The sequence below is a fragment of the Pantoea sp. Mhis genome, from assembly GCF_009830015.1.
In genome coordinates, this window is record NZ_SZZX01000011.1 from 1 (window position 1) to 22918 (window position 22918).

The following is a 22918-nucleotide window of genomic DNA, read 5'->3' on the forward strand; positions in this document are numbered from 1 at the left end:
TTTAATTTTATATTTATAATATATTTAAATTATAAATTAAGTGTAACTTAAATTTAAAAATTATTTTAATAATGATTAAACATTAATTTATTTTTTATATTTTATTAGCATATAAATATATAATAATAAATTATCTAATTTTATGACAAGTATATTTACTAAATTATATATTATAATAATATAATTATTCATTTCAATTTGTATATATTTATTTTATAGTTTTAGTGAAAGTTATATATTGAATAGTACAATAGATTATATAAAGTAAAAAAAATAATATTCAATATTGCTTATTAACAGTAAATATATGTTCGGTATTATTAATAATAATACTAAATAATTTTTAATAAAGATAATAGTTATCATTTAATACTAAATTAAAGTTAATTTAAATTATTAATAATTTTTAAAAATTTAGTTTGTGTATTAAGAAATAAGTATTTTACTTAATATAAATACTTATTAAATTTTATTTTAAGTAAATAAAAACCCGCTGCAGCGGGTTTTTATTTACTTAAGTGTAATTTACTTAGCATATATATATATATATATTTAGCGTTTAGAAAATTGTGGACTACGACGTGCTTTACGTAAACCAACTTTTTTACGTTCAACTTGGCGGGCATCACGTGTTACAAAACCTGCCTTACGTAGTTTAGAACGCATACCTTCATCATATTTTATCAAAGCACGAGTAATTCCATGTCGAATAGCACCAGCTTGACCAGATATACCTCCTCCTTTAACAGTGATATATAGATCAATTTTATTAACTAATTCAACTAGCTCCAATGGTTGACGTACTACCATACATGAAGTTTTACGACCAAAATATTGGTCTAAAGAACGCTGGTTAATTACAATAGCACCATTGCCTGGTTTGATAAAAACACGTGCAGAAGCGCTTTTACGCCGACCTGTACCATAATTTTGAATTTCAACCATTATTATATCCAGATTAAATGTCAAGAAGTTGCGGTTGTTGGGCTGCATGTTTATGCTCTTTTCCTGCATAAACTTTTATTTTACGATATATCTCTCGTCCTAACGGACCTTTTGGTAACATACCTTTAACCGCGATTTCAACTACGCGTTCAGGACAACGTTTGATCATTTCTAAAAATGTTGCCTGTTTAATACCACCAATATAGCCAGTATAACGATAATAAATTTTATTATTCTGCTTATTACCAGTAACAATAACTTTATTAGCATTTAACACTATGATATAATCACCTGTGTCAACATGAGGTGTATATGTGGCCTTATGTTTACCACGTAAACGACGTGCTAATTCAGTTGCTAAGCGACCTAAAGTTTTCCCTGTGGCATCTACAACATACCAATTACGTTTTATATTTGCTGGTTTAGCTACAAAAGTTTGCATTAAATATTACCTAAATGAAATTTATATTAATAATATTTTATATGTTACATTAATGTTTACAGTTACACTAACTAAAGTATTTGAATATTTAAATTATTATTTATATAATCAAGAATCTAGATTAAGAGCATATAAATTTTAAAAATTATAGAAAACTTATTTTAAAATTTTAATTAATTCAGTACATATTTATATATTTAAGGATGATGTGGCAAAGATAAATATTCTTTACTTTGCATCTCTTGTAAACGTGATAAGCAACGTTTATATTCAAAATTTAAGTATTTGCTCTGATAAATTTCAAATAAAGAAGTTTCTGCAGAAACTATTAATTTTACTTTATGATCATAAAGTTCATCAATTAACGTAAGGAAACGTCGTGCTTGACATTCTGTTTTGTGTAACATTATTGGTACATGATACAGCAATACAGTATGAAAACGACGTGATATCTCAATATAGTCATATTGACTGCGGCCTTTACCACATAAAATTAAAAATTCAATAGCAAGAACACCTTGATACATTCCAAGTATTGGTATTTGTCGATGATTAATTTCTAAAATTGAAATACTTTTAGACATTTGACCAGAAAATAAATAATACATTCTTTCCATTGCAAAATTTGTATTTTTATCAATTGGATAATACCATAATTTAACGAAAGTTAACTGACGTAAACGATAATCAATACCTGAATCAAGATGTATTACATCACAGTGTTTGTGAATTTTATTAATAATTGGTATAAAATAAGCACGTTGCTGACTATTGAGATAGAGTGCATCTGGAGATAAATTTGAAGTAGTAATTAATGTAATATTCCTTACAAGTATTGCTTCTATAAATAGACCTAAAATCATTGCATCTGCAATATCAGATACAAAAAATTCATCAAAACAAAAAACATCAATATTTATTTTTAAACGATCTGCAATAATAAGTAATGGATTACTTTTGCCCTGAAGTTGCATTAATTCTTGATGTATATATAACATAAAATGATTAAAATGTAGACGTAATTTACGATTATTAGGAATGGATGAATAAAAAAGATCCATAATCCAAGTTTTTCCAGAACCTACATCTCCCCATATATAAAGACCACGTACTATTTCTTTTTTATTTCTTGATATTTTATCAATATATTTACATAAAAAACCTAATAAACCTTGATTACTATGATTTATATCATCTTGATATTGAATTATTTTTTGCTGAATTATATCTAAATGCATAATTGCTTTTCGTTGTTTATCATCTGGAAAGTATTTACCTTCCAATATTTTTTTATCATAATATGCAAGTGGGGATAATGTTTCCATGATTATCTTAATCTTCATAAATAGATTAAAGTTATATTTTAATAGTCAAAAAAAAGATTTTTCTTATATAAAATTACTAATCAAAAAGTTTTAAGAAACTTATATAATAAGTATATTTAGAATATAATTAGCATTATTTCTTCATTTCATATAGAATTAAATTCTATTATACAATTGTAACTGTGTGTTTGAAATTTACATTAATTAATTTAATTATTATTATAATAAGCAAATTATTAATATACATTATAAATTAAATTAATTAAAACTAGAATTTGTAAAATAATATTTTTAAAATTAATCTTAATGAGTAATTTATTAATATTTATGATCATATAAATGGTTAATACAAATTATATCTAGTAAAATTTAAATAAAACGATACTACATTGAAATATAAAATTACATGTTTAATAATAATTAAAAGATTAATCGTTTTAAAATACATCGTAATTCATTTATTACTTATCATATTATATGGTTAACAACGATCGATTGGAAAAGTAAGCACTTCATGTAGGGAATTTAATCCCAAAGTTAACATTATTAAACGATCTATCCCTAATGCTACTCCGGAACAACTTGGTAAGCCATAAGCAAGTGCATCAAGTAAATTTGTATCAATAGGATATTGAGGTAAACCATGAATAGCGCGATATTTATGATCTTTGTTAAAACGATGATGTTGTTCTAAACTATCAGTAAGTTCATAGAATCCATTAGCTAATTCAACTCCTCTATAATATAATTCAAAACGTTCTGCCACACGATTATCTTGAATGTTTATTGAAGCTAATGCTGCTTGATTGCAAGGAAAATGATAAATAAAAGTAGGTTTATCAATACCAATCTTAGGTTCTACACCCAACATAAATAACAATTGTAATACTGTATCAGTATCTTGTTCTTGTTGAACTAATAATTGATTCTCATTTAAATTGTCTAATGCTTTACATAATTCTATTTTACTAGCAGATAGAGGATCAATTTTTAGATAACGTAAAAATACTTCTTGATAAGAAATTAATTCTGCATTCTCGCAATGTAATATTTCGTGTAATAATTCATTAACTTCATTCATTAATTGGTACATATCGTAACTAGGTCGATACCATTCTAGTATAGTGAATTCTGGATTATGATAACGGCCAATTTCTCCATTACGAAAACTATGACATATTTGATAAATTGAGCCACTACCGGCCGCTAATAAACGTTTCATGTGATATTCAGGACTAGTATTTAACCATAAATCATATTTTTTACCTGACATATCAACAAAATTAGTTTGAAAAGGAACTAGATGAACATCTGTAATACTTGCTTGGCTCATCATAGGTGTATCTACTTCTACTACTCCACGTTGATCTAAAAAAGAACGTATTCTGTTTATAATAGAGGCACGTTTTAATAAGTTTTCCAGAGAGATACTCGGTTTCCAATTGTCTTTTTTATTTATTTTCATTATGTGATTCTATGAAGAATATCTATTTAATAATGTATAAGAAGACTTGAATTATAATATAATTTTCTATTTATCTATAGATATTTAAAAACTAAATCATTTAATTTAAATTTACATTAATTTTTTAAAATTAAAATATACAATTATATTATATTAACAAACAGTGAGTCTTTATAAGAACTATTTGTTAATTATTTATGAACATCTATCAAAGCTATTAAAATTAATCATGATGCTAAATCAATTGATTTTATCAAAATATTGAAATACTTTATAAATTTATTACTTGAATTAATATCAACTTAAACAATCGGTACGAAATTAAATTCGTACCGATTATATTTATTTAGCACTACGCTGAATTGCTCGTCCACCCGCTTCAACATCTTTACCTACACCACGAGTAGTATTACACGCAGAAAGTAATGATAAAAGAATTAATATCGAAAAAAATGACATAATACCTTTTGTTAACATAGCTATATCCTTTTATTACATTGAAATGTACAGCTAAAGCATAGTTGCTATATATATGTAATCATTAAAAATAAAGATATGCATTATGCTATTATTACTTACTTAACGACTAACAACTTCAAATATTTAAAAAATTAAACTTTCATTAGGGTAAAATTTATTGATTTTGTATTTTACAAACATATGTATAAAATACATGTTAACTACCTTAGATAGTTTGAAGTTATTACTTAACACGAGAAATATATTCTCCAGATCTAGTATCTACTTTGACTAGGTCACCAGTTTGTATAAACAATGGTACCTTGATTATAGCACCTGTAGATAAAATAGCTAATTTACTACTTGAAGTAGTACTATCACCCTTTAGCCCTGGTTCTGTGTTAATAATATATGTTTCAATAAAATTTGGTGGCCGAATAGAGATAGGTTTATCATTCCAGAAAGTTACGATGCACTCCACATTAGTTTGAAGCCACTTTTGCGCTTCATGCAAGATTTTTTCTTCCACTTGATATTGCTCATAGGTTTTTGGATGCATAAAATATGAAAAAGCACCATCATTATAGGAATATAATAATGTTATTTCTTTAATATCTGCACCATCAGCAGAATCAGTAGATTTAAAGGTTTTCTCAACACGAGACCCTGTTAATAAACGTCTCATTTTTACACGTACAAATGCCTGACCTTTGCCTGGTTTAACGAATTCACTAGATTCTATACTATAAGGTTCACCTTCAAATATAATCTTTAGACCTGGATGAAAATCATTACTAACATAAACTGTCATAAAGTAATCTCATAAATATTCTGGAAAAAGTAAGAATGATTAAATGCATAACTAAATATAAAACTTTCAAAGAAAATTGGTTGTATCACCTTAATAATAGTGTTACTAATCCTTATGAATTATTAGAACTTTTATCGCTTAATCAGTATAAATCTTTAATTTTAGGAACAAAAGCTAGAATATTGTTTCCATTACGCGTACCACGTAAATTTATTAAACTTATGACTATAGGTAATCCACAAGATCCATTATTACTTCAAGTAATAACTAATTCTCGTGAATTTGATAATATTTTAGGTTACAGTAGTGATCCTCTTAACGAACAAAATAACATAATTCCAGGTTTATTACATAAATATAAAAATCGAGTACTAATGTTAGTTAAAGGTAGCTGTGCTATAAATTGTCGATATTGTTTTCGTCGTCATTTTCCATACCATAATAATCAAGGTAATAAGACTAATTGGCAAATGGCAATTAATTATATCAATATGCACTCAGAATTAGATGAGATTATTTTTTCGGGTGGTGATCCATTAATGGCAAAAGATAGTGAATTATCCTGGTTAATAAATATGTTAGCAAATATTGCTCATATAAAAAGATTAAGAATTCATACACGGTTACCAATAGTTATTCCAGAACGTATTACCAATGATTTATGTCATATATTAGATAATACTAGATTACAAGTATTATTGGTAACTCATATTAACCATATGCAGGAAATTAGTAATGAATTATATCATAGTATGAAAAAATTAAGGAAAATAGGTGTGACTTTACTGAATCAAAGTGTGTTATTACGTAATATTAATGATAATGTACAAACTTTAGCAAATCTTAATAATTCCTTATTTGATATAGGTATTTTACCTTATTATTTACACGTTTTAGATAAAGTACAAGGTACTGCGCATTTCTTTGTTTCAGACGAGGAAGCACGAAAATTGGTAAGACAGCTACTAACAATGTTATCTGGATATCTAATACCAAAACTCACTCGTGAAATAAGCGGAAAACCAAGTAAAATACCATTAGATCTAGAATTAAGTGAATAAACACCTATATTATAAAAATAAAATATTTTTATACTTTGAAAGATTAAAAACGATTAAAATGAATCACCTACTAAAAACCCCCAACTTATTTTAAGTAGGGGGATCTAGAAGATTAAAATATAATCATTTAGAAAAAATTACATCATACCGCCCATACCACCCATACCACCAGCACCACCAGCACCAGCAGCATTTAAGTCAGGTGTATCACCTTTGGGTAAATCAGTTATCATACATTCAGTTGTAATCATTAAACCTGCTACTGAAGCAGCGTATTGTAAAGCAGAACGTGTGACTTTAGTAGGATCTAAAATACCAAAATCAATCATGTTACCATATTCTTCAGTTTGAGCATTATAACCAAAATTACCTTCTCCAGCTTTTACCGTATTAGCTACTACAGAGGGTTCTTCACCTGAATTAGCAACAATTTGACGAAGAGGTGCTTCCATTGCGCGTAGAGCAATACGGATTCCTACGTTTTGATCTTCATTTTGTCCTTGTAACGTAGCAATTTTTTCAGCAACACGTACTAATGCTACACCACCACCGGCAACTACTCCTTCTTCTACGGCTGCACGAGTTGCATTTAGAGCATCTTCAACCCTAGATTTCTTCTCTTTCATTTCAACTTCAGTTGCAGCACCCACTTTTAGCACAGCTACACCGCCTGCTAATTTAGCAACTCTTTCTTGTAGTTTTTCTTTATCATAATCAGAAGTTGCTTCTTCTATTTGCTGACGAATTTGACTGATTCTACCAGATATAGCGCCTACGTTACCTACACCATCGATAATAGTAGTAGTATCTTTATTGATAACCACACGTTTTGCTTGACCTAAATCTTCCAATGTAGCTTTCTCTAATTCTAGTCCTATTTCTTCAGAAATTACGGTACCACCAGTTAGAATAGCAATATCTTGCAACATAGCCTTACGACGATCACCAAAACCAGGAGCTTTTACTGCAGCTACTTTTACAATACCACGCATAGTATTTACAACTAAAGTAGCTAAAGCTTCACCTTCAACATCTTCTGCAATTAATAATAATGGTTTACCTGCTTTAGCAACTGTTTCTAAAACCGGTAATAATTCTCTAATATTAGAAATTTTTTTATCTACCAATAGAATATTTGGATTTTCTAATTCAACAATGCCAGTTTCTTGCTTGTTGATAAAGTAAGGAGAAAGATAACCACGGTCAAATTGCATACCTTCAACTACATCCAATTCATCTTGTAACCCAGTGCCTTCTTCAACCGTAATCACACCTTCTTTACCTACTTTCTCCATTGCTTGCGCTATAAGAGTACCAACACTTTCATCGGCATTAGCAGAAATGGTACCTACTTGGGCAATAGCTTTAGAATCAGAGCAAGGCACAGATAATATTTTGAGCTGTTCAACAGCAGCTACTACAGCCTTATCAATACCTCGCTTCATATCCATTGGATTCATACCCGCAGCTACAGCTTTTAAACCTTCTTTTACAATAGCTTGTGCTAGTACAGTTGCAGTAGTAGTACCATCACCTGCAGCATCGTTTGCTTTAGAGGCAACTTCTTTAACCATCTGTGCACCCATATTCTCGAATTTATCTTCTAATTCGATTTCACGTGCAACGGAAACACCATCTTTAGTAATACTTGGTGCACCAAAAGATTTATCTAAAACTACATTACGGCCTTTTGGTCCTAAAGTAACTTTTACCGCGTCTGCTAGTACATTAACACCACGTAGCATTTTTACTCGTGTGTCATTACCAAATTTTACGTCTTTAGCTGCCATTTGAAATATCCCTTAAATTCTTTCTATTTAATGAATTATGTGCGAATTACTCTTCAACAACCGCTAAAATATCACTTTCAGGCATGATTAATACCTCTTCTTCGTTAATCTTTTCAGTTTTAACGCCATAGCCTTCATTGAAAATTACCACATCACCTATTTTTACATCTAATGGCTTAACATTACCATTTTCTAATATACGGCCATTGCCTACAGCTAATACTTCACCACGTGTTGATTTACCGGCTGCAGACCCAGTTAAAACGATACCGCCAGCAGATTTAGATTCAACTTCTTGACGCTTGACTATAATACGATCGTGCAATGGACGAATTTTCATGTAGTAGCTCTCCTCATATAGAAATTAAATCTTAAAACCTTAATGTTAAAACCGGATAGTGTTCCGGGACCGTGGTGGGAAGATAAGGTCAGTATAAACTTCTTTCAAGGGGTAGAAAATAAAATATTTCATTTTAATGAAATGTTCCTTAATATTTATAATATCTATCTTATTTACAAGATAATTCTTTTAGAATTTTAAATAAAATATCTTAAACGAAAAATTTGTAAGCAATCTTAATATAATTATATTATAAAATATAATTTCTATTTAAATAAATTAAGATTAACAATCATTTGATTTTATAATCAACTATATCAAATCAAAAATTAAATATATTACAAATAATTAAGTTAAATAATTAGATTGTATCTAATTGCAATTTTGTTTGTATTAAAAATAAAATATTAAATATATACTTTTAAAAGTACTTAGATATTAACTTAAATAAATAATATGTACATAACTTGAAAAGTTATAAGTTAATAATAAAATGCATACTAACTATATAAATGATAAAATCATAAAAATTATATTTTTAATAATTATCAAGTTAATATGTATTATATTTATATAATTAATAAATTTATAACAATATGCTAATTAATTTTTACATAACTTGATCATAACTTAGTTTCAGTTTAAATCTTTTTATTATAATTAATTATATATCTTTATATATTTAATTAATTATAAAATACTATATTAAAAATATAAAAGATAATCAATCTTTGTTTACTTTTATAACATTAAAATTAGCTATTAAATAGTTATGTTTAACTAGTTATAAATCTAATAAATTATAATTTCTTTAAACATTGACTAAGGAATCAAAATGATAGGAGTAGAATTTGTTATTGTTTTATTAAGTATTTTAATTGGTGCACGTCTTGGTAGTATTGCGATTGGTTTGTCTAGTGGTTTAGGTGTTTTAATATTAACGTTAATTTTAGGTATTAAACCTGGTATAATTCCTTTTGATGTTATTGAAATTATTATGTCAGTAACCATAGCTATTGCTGTAATGCAAGTTGCAGGAGGAATGGATTATTTAGTAAAATTAGCTGAACACTTACTACGTAAACATCCACGTCATATTACCTTTTTAGCCCCATTAATAAGTTATATAATGACGTTACTATCAGGTACCGGTCATACTATTTTTTCTACGTTACCCATAATTGCTGAAGTAGCAAAAGAGCATAACATTCGTCCATCAAGACCTCTTTCTATTGCTGTAATTGCTTCACAAATTGCTATAACTGCATCTCCAATTTCTGCAGCAGTAGTATTTTTTGCTTCTATTCTAGAACCTTATGGTATTAATTATTTAACATTACTCTGTGTTTCTTTACCTTCCACCATGATTTCAATTTTTCTTGCAGCAATGGTCACTAATTTTCTTGGTAAAGATCTAAAAGATGATCATGTATATCAAGCACAGTTGCTTAAAGGAGAAATATCATCTAGAAAAACAAGAAAAGTTTATGAAGTTAAACCACATGCTGGACTTGCTGTCTTATTATTTTTAATAGGTATTTTTTCGGTAATGTTATATTGTACCTTTACCAGTGAAAATATTGAACTAATTTCCAATCCTATCTTAAGCCGTAATGAAGCTATTACTGTGTTTATGTTTACTGTCGCTACTTTAATTTGTATTTTTTGTAAAATAGATACTAGTTCGATTATAGATGCTAGTACCTTTAAATCTGGTATGAGCGCTTGCGTCTGTATAATGGGAGTTGCTTGGTTAGGAGATACTTTTATTCAAGCACATTTAAATAATTTAAAATTATTTGCAAGTCACATATTACAAAGTTATCCTTGGATGCTTGCACTAATACTTTTTTTCGCATCTACTTTGCTTTATTCACAAGCTGCTACTACAAAGGCTTTAATGCCAGCAGCATTAACATTGGGGCTATCTCCCATAACAGTAGTAGCTTCTTTTTCTGCAGTATCTGCGTTATTTATATTACCTACTTATCCTACACTGTTAGCAGCAGTAGAAATAGATGATACTGGATCGACTAAAATTGGTAATTATATTTTTAATCACTCTTTTATTATCCCTGGTATATTATCGATTATTTTTTCTGTAATATTTGGTTTTTTATTTGCTAATATTATTCTTTAAATATTTAGATTCAATTAAACGCTATATATCTTATATATTAATTTTTATTAAAATGATTGCTAATTTAGTAATAATTTATTATTATAATCATAATCTTATATATTAACTATGAATTTGAATAATCAATTCTATAATAATTATTAAAATTCATATGACGATATGTCTGCTAAAATCAAGCAAATATTTAAATAATTTATCTATAACATTATAGAATTATTAGTAAATTAATTGTTAATAACTAACATATTTACATATACTACATTGATATAGTATCATCAAACTTATTTATAGTGATAATATCGAACAATGTATATACATGAATATATGATTCAATAATATAATAATTTTATTACAAAATATTAATAACAATATCAAATATAAAGATTAACTTCTTACATAAATAAAATTTGTAGATATAAAATATATTGACTAAGACAAATTATTAGAGTTTAATGAATTGATGGTGCCCGGATAGCTCAGTCGGTAGAGCAGGGGACTGAAAATCCCCGTGTCCGTGGTTCAATTCCGCGTCCGGGCACCACATAAAAGTAAGCTTATGCTATTATATATATGATTTTTATTTGTAAATTCATACAATTTATTATGTAGTCAATATACACACTTATGAAGATTTTATTACCATTTCATTAACATAAAATATTACTCTCCATACAACAATGAATTTCAATTATATATTAAAATATAATATATTAGTTAATTATATAGGTATAAAATAATTATTTTAGTTATGATTGTAAGATTTATAATAAATTTATATTCATAATATATATGAACTAAATAAGTTCATATAGAATTTTTATTGATATATATTTAGTTAACATAATTTTTATTAAAAATAAGTCGATAATTGTTAATATTTTATAATATGATTATATGATTTTATTTTTAGTTAATTTATTTATTGTTTCTAGTATAATTTTCTTTTGTTCTTAACAAATGTTCCCTCCTCTTTTGCATATATCAGTAAGTATAAACAAATAAATGCAAAATACCTCGCTAAAATTATATATACATTTAAAACTTAGTAAATTAAATTCACTATAAATAGTTAATCACTACGAACTTTATAATTAAAAATATCTAATTTCAATATATAGTTTCTTATTCATAAGAAATTAATAAATATTTTATTAAATAACTATAGATATATAGCTATTAGCAATAGTTATAAGTAAAGATAGAATATATTAATTTTATTAAGTTTATTCTAAAGAATATCATTCTTTAAACAAATTTCAAATTATACACTTCCTTTTAAAAATTTTATATAAAACAAAAGCAATAAATTTATTTATGATTATTTACTTATATATTTAATATAGTAAATTGTTTGCTTATAATTCAAGTAGTTGAATTAAACTCAAACTTATAAATGAATAATTTGATCTGCTGTTCAAAATTGCAACGCTAAATCTGCATTGTTCAGAAATGTCACTACAGACAGGTAGTACTCTGAAACGGTATAAAAGAGTGCATACAACAGCGGAGTGATTATGTTTAGATCATTTTTCCCTCAACCATTAATTTTCTTTAGCTCAGCATTGGGTTGGAGTTTAATTGCAATTTTTGCTTGGTTTAATTATTTTAATATATTACCAGGATGTGGTTTATTATTGCAGGTTACGATGCAGCAACCTTTACCAGCAACAATAGAACGATTTATAGCTCCAGGTCAGATATGGTTTTATGCTTATTACTGGTTATCAACAACAATTTTTGCATTTATTTGGCGTATGATTGCTAATCATCCCTGGCAAGCTTGGTCTGTGTGGGGATCATCATTAATTATATTCGTTACTTGGTTAAGTGTACAGGTTGGGGTTGATATCAATGCTTGGTATGGTCCTTTTTATGATATGATACAACAGTCTCTAACCAAAGCTGGTTCTATATATTTGAGTCAATTTTATAGTCAAGCTTTAGATTTTTTAGGTATTGCTTTAATTGCTGTAGTAATTGGTGTAATGAATTCTTTTTTTGTTAGTCATTGGGTTTTTCGTTGGCGTACAGCAATGAATAATTATTACATATATAATTGGCAACATCTACGAATAGTAGAAGGAGCAGCACAACGTGTACAAGAAGATACAATGCGCTTTTCTAGCATGTTAGAAGATTGGGGAGTAAGTTTTATTCAAGCTATAATGACACTTGCAGCATTTTTACCAGTTTTAATTGCTTTATCTCATCATGTAACCCAAATTCCTATATTAGGTAATATTCCTTATGCATTAGTATTCGCTGCATTATTATGGGCAATACTTGGAACAATTTTTCTTGTAATGGCTGGAGTAAAATTACCAAGTTTAGAATTTCGTAATCAACGTGTGGAAGCTGCTTATCGTAAAGAATTAATTTATGGTGAAGATATATTTTATCGTGCAACCCCTCCAACTGTACAGGAATTATTTAGTCGAGTGCAAAAAAATTATTTTAGACTTTATTTTCATTATCTTTATTTTAACATGACTCGTATTCTCTATTTACAAATAGATAGTATTTTCGGTTTATTTATGCTATTTCCTTCAATTGTAGCAGGAGTAATTACTCTAGGATTATTAAATCAAATTATTAATGTATTTGATCAAGTACGTTCATCGTTTCAATATTTAATCAATTCATGGTCTACACTAATCACACTAATATCAATATATAAACGTTTACGTAAATTTGAGCAAATATTAGAAAGTATACTAATTGTTCATATTAAAAATATAAAATTTTAATTCGTATTCAGAATACAAATATACTTTCTTAATTTCATATTAATTTTTCTTTAAATTTAATTGTATATCTATTATATGAGTAGATAATTTATATTTATATACAATTTATTCAAATTACTTCAGAATACTAAAGATTCTATTTTATAAATATCATTAGCAATATATAATTCAATATTTATAATATTTATTTTATTTTAAATCTTTAAATAAGATTACTTATAATGAGATATATATTAATAATTCTATCTTAATAATATAAATTAAATATTATAGATTTCAATAAAATTCAATATTTTAAAAGATTACAACTAAATCAGTATTACAAAAATTAAAGATAAACATTTTTAATGCTTATTAAAAAATCTTTTTTATAAAGATATAATATATCCTAATTTATATTAGGATATATTATGTTCTAACAATATTTATATCCTCAGTTACTTTAAATTAAGTTATATATCTTCATTGAAGATAAGTATGTATACTTTAATCGTATTCATTGGGAAGATGAAATCACATATAAAATGATTAATATTACTTATAGTAAAGTAACATATTAGATATTAACTATTTAAAATTTTATTAAAAATAAAATATTTAGATTATTTAATTTATCTTAAAAAGGAATATCATCATCAAAATCCATAGCTATTTCATCTTTTATCAAAGGATTGTGTTGTAATTGTTGTGGTGTATCATCACTGAACTGTTTTTCAATTTTTGTGCTACTACTCCATCCACTACTATTATTAGTATTTATTTGTCCAACTGTGGTTGCATTGCTATTAGTACTATTTTGTTGACGACTTCCCAACATTTGCATAGTACCTCCTACATTAACTACTACTTCAGTAGTATAACGGTCTTGACCACTTTGGTCTTGCCATTTACGAGTGCGTAGTTGTCCTTCAATATATACTTGTGAACCTTTACGTAAATATTCTCCTGCTAGTTCAGCTAACTTTCCAAACAATACAATCCGATGCCATTCAGTAAATTCCTTATTTTCACCAGTTTGTTTATCACGCCAACTTTCTGAAGTAGCTAACGTAATATTAGCTACAGCAGCGCCATTAGGCATATAACGTATTTCAGGATCTTGACCTAAGTTTCCAATAAGAATTACTTTATTAACACCTCTACTAGCCATATGGTTATCTCCTAATATATTAATATATTATAGTTTACCATGTCTTTATGTAAGATAGATAGCTTGATTATAATTTCAGTGTTATTTACATTTCATGTAATAATATATTTAACAAATATTAAATATTGATCCATAATGTTAGATGTATATCTACAATATTATAGTTATATAGCATATAGTTATATTAACTATATATAAAAATTATTTTTAATAATTCTTACCTTTAGGAAGGTAAATGAATAAAATTAAAATTAGAGGTGCTCGTACTCATAATTTAAAAAATATCAATGTGATTATACCTCGTGATAAATTTATTGCAATTACTGGTTTATCTGGATCAGGAAAATCTTCATTAGCATTTGATACATTATATGCAGAAAGTCAACGACGTTATGTCGAATCACTCTCTATTTATACACGTCAATATTTATCTTTAATGGAAAAATCAGATGTTGATTATATTGAAGGTTTAACACCTTCTATTGCTATAAAGCATAAATCAATTTTATATAATCGACGTTCAACAGTTGGAACTATTACTGAACTTTACGATTATTTAAGATTACTTTTTGCTAGACTAGGAGAACCACGTTGTCCAAATCATAATATAGTTCTTTCATCACAAACAATTAGTCAAATGGTTGATCAAATTTTATCTTTAAAAGAAGGATGTCAATTAATGTTACTATCACCTTTAGTTAAAAATCAACAAGGTGAATATAATGAAATACTAAAAAAATTATATATTCAAGGATATATACGCGTTAGGATTGACAATAAAATTTATGAACTTTCTAACCCTCCAAAATTGGAGCTGAAAAAAGAACATACAATTGAAGTGGTAATTGATCGTTTTCAAGTACATCATGATATTTCAACACGTTTAGCTGAATCATTAGAAATAGCACTAAAATTAAGTGCTGGAATTGCTATGGTAATTGACACACAAGATATTAATCCAACAGCACTTTTCTTTTCAATTAATTTTTCTTGTGCTATATGTGGTTATAGTATACCAAAATTAGAACCAAATTTATTTTCATTTAATAATCCAAGTGGTGCTTGTCCTACTTGCAACGGTTTAGGTATACGAGAATACGTTGATTTTTCACATATGATACATAATCCTAACATTTCATTAGCAGATGGAGCTATTTTAGGATGGGATCGTCATAATTTTTATTATTTTCAAATGCTATGTTCCTTAGCACAAAGTCTAAAGTTTGATATTGAAACACCTTTGAATCAACTAAATGATAAAATACGTAATATAATTTTATATGGTTCTGGTCAAGAAAAAATTCCCTTTAAACATATCAATGAGCTTGGAATTGATATGATATCGTATCATTCATTTAAAGGATTATTGCATGAGATAGCACATCTACATGACGCTAAAAATTTTAATGTAATTAGTAATAAATCTATTAAATTTAATAGTAATCATATTTGTACTAGTTGTAATGGTACCCGTTTACGTCAAGAAGCATGTTATATTTTTATAGAGAATACTAATTTACCAGATATTATGAATATGACCATCGAAAAAGCAATGCTTTTTTTTCGCAATCTTAAATTACATAATCAACGTGCTAAAATTGCTCAACAAATGATTAGAGAAATTATTCATCGACTTAAGTTTTTAATCGATGTTGGATTAGATTATATATCAATATCTAGTTCTGCAGAAAATTTATCACGAGGAGAATTACAACGAATAAGATTAGCTAGTCGAATTGGTTCTGGACTAGTAGGTGTTATTTATGTTATTGATGAACCATCTATTGGTTTACATCAACGTGATAATAAGCGTTTAATTACTACTTTAGTACATTTACGTGATTTAGGTAATACTGTAATTGTATTAGAACACGATGAAGACATCATTCGTTCTGCTGATTATATCATTGATATGGGACCAGGTGCAGGAGTAGATGGTGGAAAAATAGTCGCAAAAGGTGATATACATACTATTGTAAGATGTAGTAAATCAATCACTGGACAATATTTAAGTGGTAAAAAGAATATTTCTGTACCACGAATAAGATTAAAACAAAATCCATTTAAAATATTAAAACTTATAGGTGCTCATGGTAATAATCTTAAACATGTTACATTAACTATACCTATTGGCCTTTTTATTTGCATTACTGGAGTATCTGGCTCTGGTAAATCAACACTAATAAATCATACTTTATTACCCATTGCTCAATTTAAATTAAATGGTATTCAAAGGATCAAACCTAAACCATATCTTAATATTACTGGCTTAGAACATTTTGATAATGTAATCAATATTGATCAGAAATCTATTGGTCGTACATCACTTTCTAATCCAGCAACTTACATGGGTATTTTTACTATAATAAGAGAGTTATTTGCTAATGTTTCAGAATCACGTTTAAGAGGTTATAATTCTGGAAGATTCAGTTATAATATACAGGGAGGTCGCTGTGAAGCGTGTAAAGGAAATGGTTTAATTAAAGTTGAAATGCATTTTTTATCAAATATGTATGTAAAATGTGAAAATTGTAATGGTAAACGTTATAATCGTGAAACTTTAGAAATTAAATATAAAAATAAAAATATATATGAAGTATTAGAAATGACGGTCAAAAATGCTCATATTTTTTTTAAATCAATACCAACATTATCAAAAAAATTGTTAACATTGATAAATGTTGGTTTGTCATATATTACTCTAGGCCATTCTACTGCTCTGTGTTCTACAGGTGAGGCGCAGCGCTTAAAATTAGCACGTGAACTAACTAAAAAAAATACTAATCAAACACTTTATATTCTCGACGAACCTACTACTGGATTGCATTTTGCCGATATCAAGCAATTAGTAAAGATAATATATCAATTACGCCATCAAGGTAACACTATTATAGTTGTTGAACATAATCTTAATTTAATTAAAACAGCTGATTGGATTATTGACCTAGGTCCAGAAGGAGGTGCTAAAGGTGGTGAAATTTTAATTGCAGGGACTCCAGAAAATGTATCCGAATGTAAAAACTCATATACTGCATCTTTTCTTAAACCAATATTAAAAAATTAATATCCGATTAAACTAATTTTATACTCATCACTAAGTGTCATATTTTAATAGAAATAAATAGTAAACATTACTGATTTATTCAAATTTGATTAAAATCATATTATTTATGCTAATAATATGATTATTTTATACTTCTTAAATACAAGCAGATATACTTATATATAAATGCTTAAGATAATATTAGGTTTTATAAACTATATAAAAATAAATAATTAAACAATATACCTTTCTGGGCGATGATTTATGACTATAATAACATTTAGAACAATTGCTCCTACTATAGAAGAAATTAACATAGGAATGGTAACTACAAATAATGACGCTAATACTACACAACTATCTACAATCATTTGTAATTTTCCAGCACGTAAACCAATATTATCCTGTAGATAAAGTGCCAATATATTAACACCACCAAGACATGCTTTATGTCTAAATAATACAATAAATCCCATTCCCATAATTATGTTACCAAATATTGTTGCGTAAAATGGATTGATTACAGAAAAATGTGCAAACAGCGGATGTATATAAGTGAATATTGAAACTAGTGCTACAGCAATACAAGTTTTTAGAGTGAATTCCCATCCCATATGACCTATTGCTAAAAAATAAAATGGTATATTAATAAAAAAAAATATACTACCAAATGATAACGAAGTTGCATAACTAATTAAAAAAGCAATTCCTGCTGAACTACCAGTCAATGTACCAGCTTGTTTTAACATTAACACGCCAAATGATATCACTAATGTGCCAAATAAAATTGCTAATACATCTTCAATATATGAATGTGATGTTTTAGAAAATTTAATATTTTTATCCATACATTAATCTCAGTGCAAAAGCGATAGTTTAATTATAAAATTCACTACACAATGTGCCATGAAGATGTTAATAATATTGATTATCTTTAATAAAGATATAGCAATCTAATTTATTTATATTTGATATAAGCTATCAAATATAAATCTTGATTTATACTAGCGATAATGAGATTGTATCGTATGTTCCTATTAAGAAGTTTTAACCCAGTTAATTAATTTATAAATTAATTAATAATTAACTAAAAATAAAATTGTTTTGTTAAAACATACTAAATCAATTTATCTTTAATTAAAATGGTTCTCATATTTAAATGAAATTTATGGGCCTATCAATAAATAATACATAAGTATTCTATTTACTTAGAAAGTGATCATAAACTAAATAATGAAAAATGTTAATATCAAAAATATTATTTTATATAAATTTATTATAATTAGGATGATTTCAATATTGATGTGTTAACTTTGATTTACCGTAAATTAATGATAATTACTCATAATCATATTTAGTATTAGTATAATTATCGAAACGGGACCACTGACCATTAAAGGTTAATCGTACTGTACCTATTGGACCATTACGTTGTTTACCAATGATAATTTCAGCAATTCCTTTTAAATCACTATTCTCATGATACACTTCATCACGATATATAAAAATAATTAAATCTGCATCCTGTTCAATTGAACCAGATTCACGTAAATCTGAATTAATTGGACGTTTATCCGAACGTTGTTCTAATGAACGATTAAGTTGTGAAAGTGCCACTATCGGCACATTTAATTCTTTAGCTAACGCTTTAAGAGAACGTGAAATTTCCGCTATTTCTAAAGTACGATTATCCGATAATGTTGGTACACGCATTAATTGCAAATAATCGATCATAATAAGACTTAAACCGCCATTTTCACGAAAGATGCGCCGTGCACGTGATCGAACTTCATTAGGGGTTAAAGATGAAGCATCATCAATGTACATATTCTTTTTTTCAAGTAGAATACTCATTGTAGAAGAAATGCGTGCCCAATCTTCATTTGCTAACTTGCCTGTTCGAATACGTGTTTGATCAACACGTGATAGAGAAGCTAACATACGCATCATTAAATATTCACTAGGCATCTCAAGACTAAAAATTAACACTGGTTTATTACTCAACATTGCAGCATTTTCGCATAAATTCATAGCAAAAGTAGTCTTACCCATTGATGGACGAGATGCAATAATAATTAAATCTGATCTTTGTAAACCTGAAGTTTTTTTATTTAAATCATGATAACCAGTATCAATACCGGTCACACCATTGTTTGAAGATGATACTAATGATTCAATACGGGATATTGTAGATTCAAGAACCTTTTCGATATTCTTAGGACCTTCATCTTTATTTGAACGTTGCTCAGCAATTTTAAAAACATTAGATTCGGCAAAATCAAGCAATTCTTCACTACTACGGCCTTGCGGATCATAACCAGCATTGGCAATCTTATTTGCTACTGAAATTATCTCCCGTACTATTGCTCGTTCCCTTACAATATTTGCATAAGCACTAATGTTTGCAGTACTAGGTGTATTTTTAGTTAATTCTGCTAAATAAGCAAATCCTCCTGCTTGTTCCAGTTCACCGCGAATTTCTAAAGATTCAGAAAGAGTAATTAAATCAATAGGTTGACCTAATTCAAGTAATCTTTGCATTTCGCTAAATATCATACGATGTGAATAATTAAAAAAATCATTTGCTACTACATATTCACAGACATTATCCCAGCGCTCATTATCTAACATTAAACCACCGAGAACTGATTGTTCTGCTTCAATAGAATGCGGTGGCATTTTTATGGCTTCCAGCTGACAATCGCAAGTTCTGTCTAATTTATTGGTGGATTTGTTTCCTGCCATAGTAAATGCATTACCGATCATAAAAAGAACGAACAAGTATAGTGTCTTAAAACAAACAATCATAGAAACAAAATAAAAAACATTTATTTAACTTAATTAATTAATTAAATCATTCTATGTTATATCAGTAAACTTGATTAAACAAATTTATTATTTATTGAAAGTTAACAATTAATGTTATAGGATAAATAATTTTTAGATTTAAATAGTTTTTATTAATTTCATCTATATATAGGGATTAAAATAAGAAACGCAATATAAAAATTAGTTATCTTATAATGTTATAAATTGTAATTTATTTATGAAGTTAATTTTATAATTATTTTATTAATATTATTCAAATTTAGATAATGCTAATTTTTATTTAAATTAATCTTTAAAAGATATGTTAATTTTAAATAAAGATTTATTTTATTTAGTTTAATATCAATCAAAAATTAACTTATATTCCAATATATTAATGAATAATATTTATTTTTATATGTAAATCTATTTCATATTATGAATTAATATAATAGTGCATTTTTTAATAAAAAATCTTATTTAATAAATAGTTAAAACTTTAACATGTATATTTAACATTTGATTTTATCAAAATAATAGTACTATTTTAAAGTATAATTATACTTTAGATATCTATTGATTAATAATATTTTTTAGATCAGAAAAAACGCTTAATTAAAGATTATTAAATTAATCACAAATCCATTACTCGATAACTTTTTATAATCCAAATAGTTATTTCAATACTACCCAATTTACTGTTTTTGATACATGAAATTTATCTTCCTCATTTATAAAATCTATGATTTAAATAACGAAACGAATTACTTTTCTAAATATTTATTATGTAAATTCAAATGTGGAGAGCATATAATATCCCAAACTTGGTTTTTTTAACTTTTATCCATATAAAATTCATAGTTCTTATAGTTCTACTTGCACTAACCATTCAATATATATCTTAAATATCAAATAGTTCACGAATCATCCAAATTTAAATACGTAATTTTTACATATGTCTTTACTTATCATGATATCATCTAAAGAATGTAATTGAATTTTTATTTTTCTAAGTTCTTTTATATATTTATTTTAAATTACTGTTATATTTGAAGATATAATCTTAACATATATAAAGTTAACGTATAAACTAACTCCACTTATATAGCTTTAATATATTTCTATATAACTGTTGCATTAATTATTATAATGTGCACTGTAAATTTTCTTTTTTAACAGATATTAAGAATAAGTGATATTTAGAAATTAATTTAATTGTAAATATATAATTATATTAATTTTGTATATCTTTCTAGTTAAACAAGATTACCATTATTCATATCAATTACATAACGACGAGATGTTCTTCATTGTTGTGATTAAGTATATTCTAATAATAAAATAGGTATACTGCTGTTCATTTCATTATATAATATAAATTATATGATTAAACTTATAATGCAGATAGATAATGATATTAAATTTCTTTTAATATTAAAACAATAAACAATTTTAGATAAAAATCTAATCTTATATTTTATATTAATTCTACGATTTATAGAGATTCTATTTATATTTATTTAACTATGAATATATATATTTATATATATGTTTATAATTGAATATTTAAATAATGAAATTATTGATATATAATTTCATTATTTAAATATGATAGAACTATATAGTTGTTAATTAATAAAATTATTTTAAATTCATTAATTTTTTTTAAAAAATTAATTTAATTATTAATACTATTAATTATAAATATTTGCTCTTACATAAAGAGATATCAATGTATTATATAATAATTTAATTATACATAATACATTAATTCAATATGTTAGATATTATTACAAATATTATAAAATACGAAAATTATAAAATATATATATTATATAATATAATAATATCAGTATAAGTTAAGTTATTAGTAGTATAATAATCTATTCATACAGTATTATTAAAAAATATAACACAATTTTCAGCTTGTGAATGTAGTATTACTGGTGGTAAAGAAGGAGAGGCTTGTGATATAGTAACAGGACAGTGTAAATGTAAGGAAAAATTTACGGGCAGATCATGTGACAGGTGTGAGGTATGTTAATTTATATTTTTTTTCGGTATTTTTTGTTAGTTGGTTTTTTATTTATAACTGGCATAATTAATACAATTCATTTAATAATCACTGTACATAGAAACTTATCAGATTGAGGAATAAAGGAATCCAAAAAAATGTCCTGGGTGAGCTAATATAAATATATTTCAGAATACATCTCATAGTGTTTGGTATGAAGGAATAAAAAGCTCTACTCAGGGCAAGGCTTCTCTTTGTTTAATTTTAGAGCAGATGGTTGTCCCATTTGACGTTATCCTAGCACATTCCGTCTTTGGTACTGATTATGTTTGAGGGCTGGTTTCCCTCAACATATCATCTGCAAGATATAGAAGAGTG

At 26.6% G+C, this 22918-nt stretch carries 15 protein-coding genes and 1 tRNA gene; 5 read left to right on the top strand and 11 right to left on the bottom strand.

Going from position 1 to position 22918, the window contains the following annotated elements; all coding sequences use genetic code 11:
* Nucleotides 1–552 precede the first annotated feature (552 nt).
* The 6 genes from rpsI to efp all read right to left on the bottom strand — a co-directional run bounded on the left by rpsI (nt 553) and on the right by efp (nt 5447).
* A complete protein-coding gene (gene rpsI, locus FD727_RS03800; protein ID WP_159938838.1) occupies nt 553–945 on the bottom strand; it encodes a 30S ribosomal protein S9 in 393 nt (130 codons plus the stop codon).
* 13 nt (nt 946–958) lie between these two features.
* Nucleotides 959–1387: a 50S ribosomal protein L13 gene (gene rplM / locus FD727_RS03805; protein ID WP_159938840.1), complete on the bottom strand. Its 429-nt coding sequence runs from the start codon at nt 1385–1387 to the stop codon at nt 959–961.
* Nucleotides 1388–1584: 197 nt separating this feature from the next.
* Nucleotides 1585–2712, bottom strand: coding sequence for a cell division protein ZapE (gene zapE / locus FD727_RS03810; RefSeq protein WP_159938842.1), 1128 nt, complete (start codon nt 2710–2712; stop codon nt 1585–1587).
* A gap of 481 nt (nt 2713–3193) precedes the next feature.
* Complete coding sequence (gene epmA / locus FD727_RS03815) at nt 3194–4171, bottom strand: elongation factor P--(R)-beta-lysine ligase (protein WP_159938861.1); 978 nt, start codon at nt 4169–4171, stop codon at nt 3194–3196.
* A 348-nt stretch (nt 4172–4519) separates the two neighbouring features.
* Entirely contained in the window at nt 4520–4654 is a 135-nt protein-coding gene (locus tag FD727_RS03820) for an entericidin A/B family lipoprotein (protein ID WP_159938844.1), read from the bottom strand.
* A 226-nt stretch (nt 4655–4880) separates the two neighbouring features.
* Nucleotides 4881–5447 carry an elongation factor P gene (gene efp / locus FD727_RS03825; RefSeq protein WP_159938846.1) on the bottom strand — a complete coding sequence of 189 codons (567 nt, stop codon included), beginning with the start codon at nt 5445–5447 and terminating at the stop codon, nt 4881–4883.
* A gap of 35 nt (nt 5448–5482) precedes the next feature.
* On the opposite strand from efp, the gene epmB reads away from it, so the two are divergent.
* Nucleotides 5483–6508: an EF-P beta-lysylation protein EpmB gene (gene epmB / locus FD727_RS03830; protein WP_159938848.1), complete on the top strand. Its 1026-nt coding sequence runs from the start codon at nt 5483–5485 to the stop codon at nt 6506–6508.
* Nucleotides 6509–6645: 137 nt separating this feature from the next.
* Here epmB and groL read toward each other — a convergent pair whose 3' ends face one another.
* Nucleotides 6646–8298 (bottom strand): chaperonin GroEL, encoded by a 1653-nt coding sequence (gene groL / locus FD727_RS03835; RefSeq protein ID WP_159938850.1) that lies wholly within the window; start codon nt 8296–8298, stop codon nt 6646–6648.
* A 46-nt stretch (nt 8299–8344) separates the two neighbouring features.
* On the bottom strand, nt 8345–8638 hold the full coding sequence (locus tag FD727_RS03840) for a co-chaperone GroES (protein ID WP_159938851.1): 294 nt from the start codon (nt 8636–8638) through the stop codon (nt 8345–8347).
* Between the two features lie 835 nt (nt 8639–9473).
* On the opposite strand from FD727_RS03840, the gene FD727_RS03845 reads away from it, so the two are divergent.
* The 3 genes from FD727_RS03845 to sbmA all read left to right on the top strand — a co-directional run bounded on the left by FD727_RS03845 (nt 9474) and on the right by sbmA (nt 13525).
* Nucleotides 9474–10778: an anaerobic C4-dicarboxylate transporter gene (locus FD727_RS03845; protein ID WP_159938852.1), complete on the top strand. Its 1305-nt coding sequence runs from the start codon at nt 9474–9476 to the stop codon at nt 10776–10778.
* A 465-nt stretch (nt 10779–11243) separates the two neighbouring features.
* A tRNA-Phe gene (locus FD727_RS03850) sits at nt 11244–11319 on the top strand.
* 973 nt (nt 11320–12292) lie between these two features.
* Nucleotides 12293–13525 (top strand): peptide antibiotic transporter SbmA, encoded by a 1233-nt coding sequence (sbmA, locus tag FD727_RS03855; protein ID WP_159938854.1) that lies wholly within the window; start codon nt 12293–12295, stop codon nt 13523–13525.
* A gap of 616 nt (nt 13526–14141) precedes the next feature.
* Here the strand turns inward: sbmA and FD727_RS03860 are convergent.
* Complete coding sequence (locus FD727_RS03860; RefSeq protein WP_159938855.1) at nt 14142–14675, bottom strand: single-stranded DNA-binding protein; 534 nt, start codon at nt 14673–14675, stop codon at nt 14142–14144.
* 235 nt (nt 14676–14910) lie between these two features.
* On the opposite strand from FD727_RS03860, the gene uvrA reads away from it, so the two are divergent.
* A complete protein-coding gene (gene uvrA, locus FD727_RS03865) occupies nt 14911–17739 on the top strand; it encodes an excinuclease ABC subunit UvrA (protein WP_159938857.1) in 2829 nt (942 codons plus the stop codon).
* A gap of 212 nt (nt 17740–17951) precedes the next feature.
* On the opposite strand, the gene FD727_RS03870 is transcribed toward uvrA, so the two are convergent.
* Both FD727_RS03870 and dnaB read right to left on the bottom strand, forming a co-directional pair.
* On the bottom strand, nt 17952–18566 hold the full coding sequence (locus FD727_RS03870) for a YitT family protein (protein ID WP_159938859.1): 615 nt from the start codon (nt 18564–18566) through the stop codon (nt 17952–17954).
* A gap of 490 nt (nt 18567–19056) precedes the next feature.
* Complete coding sequence (dnaB, locus tag FD727_RS03875; RefSeq protein WP_159938863.1) at nt 19057–20463, bottom strand: replicative DNA helicase; 1407 nt, start codon at nt 20461–20463, stop codon at nt 19057–19059.
* Nucleotides 20464–22918 lie beyond the last annotated feature (2455 nt).

Bases quoted from the DNA above. Each gene is read 5' to 3' on its own strand.
- uvrA (WP_159938857.1), top strand. From the start codon at position 14,911: ATGAATAAAATTAAAATTAGAGGTGCTCGTACTCATAATTTAAAAAAT.
- FD727_RS03820 (WP_159938844.1), bottom strand. From the start codon at position 4,654: ATGTTAACAAAAGGTATTATGTCATTTTTTTCGATATTAATTCTTTTA.
- FD727_RS03840 (WP_159938851.1), bottom strand. From the start codon at position 8,638: ATGAAAATTCGTCCATTGCACGATCGTATTATAGTCAAGCGTCAAGAA.
- rplM (WP_159938840.1), bottom strand. From the start codon at position 1,387: ATGCAAACTTTTGTAGCTAAACCAGCAAATATAAAACGTAATTGGTAT.
- efp (WP_159938846.1), bottom strand. From the start codon at position 5,447: ATGACAGTTTATGTTAGTAATGATTTTCATCCAGGTCTAAAGATTATA.
- FD727_RS03860 (WP_159938855.1), bottom strand. From the start codon at position 14,675: ATGGCTAGTAGAGGTGTTAATAAAGTAATTCTTATTGGAAACTTAGGT.
- rpsI (WP_159938838.1), bottom strand. From the start codon at position 945: ATGGTTGAAATTCAAAATTATGGTACAGGTCGGCGTAAAAGCGCTTCT.
- epmB (WP_159938848.1), top strand. From the start codon at position 5,483: ATGATTAAATGCATAACTAAATATAAAACTTTCAAAGAAAATTGGTTG.
- dnaB (WP_159938863.1), bottom strand. From the start codon at position 20,463: ATGGCAGGAAACAAATCCACCAATAAATTAGACAGAACTTGCGATTGT.
- FD727_RS03870 (WP_159938859.1), bottom strand. From the start codon at position 18,566: ATGGATAAAAATATTAAATTTTCTAAAACATCACATTCATATATTGAA.
- sbmA (WP_159938854.1), top strand. From the start codon at position 12,293: ATGTTTAGATCATTTTTCCCTCAACCATTAATTTTCTTTAGCTCAGCA.
- FD727_RS03845 (WP_159938852.1), top strand. From the start codon at position 9,474: ATGATAGGAGTAGAATTTGTTATTGTTTTATTAAGTATTTTAATTGGT.
- groL (WP_159938850.1), bottom strand. From the start codon at position 8,298: ATGGCAGCTAAAGACGTAAAATTTGGTAATGACACACGAGTAAAAATG.
- zapE (WP_159938842.1), bottom strand. From the start codon at position 2,712: ATGGAAACATTATCCCCACTTGCATATTATGATAAAAAAATATTGGAA.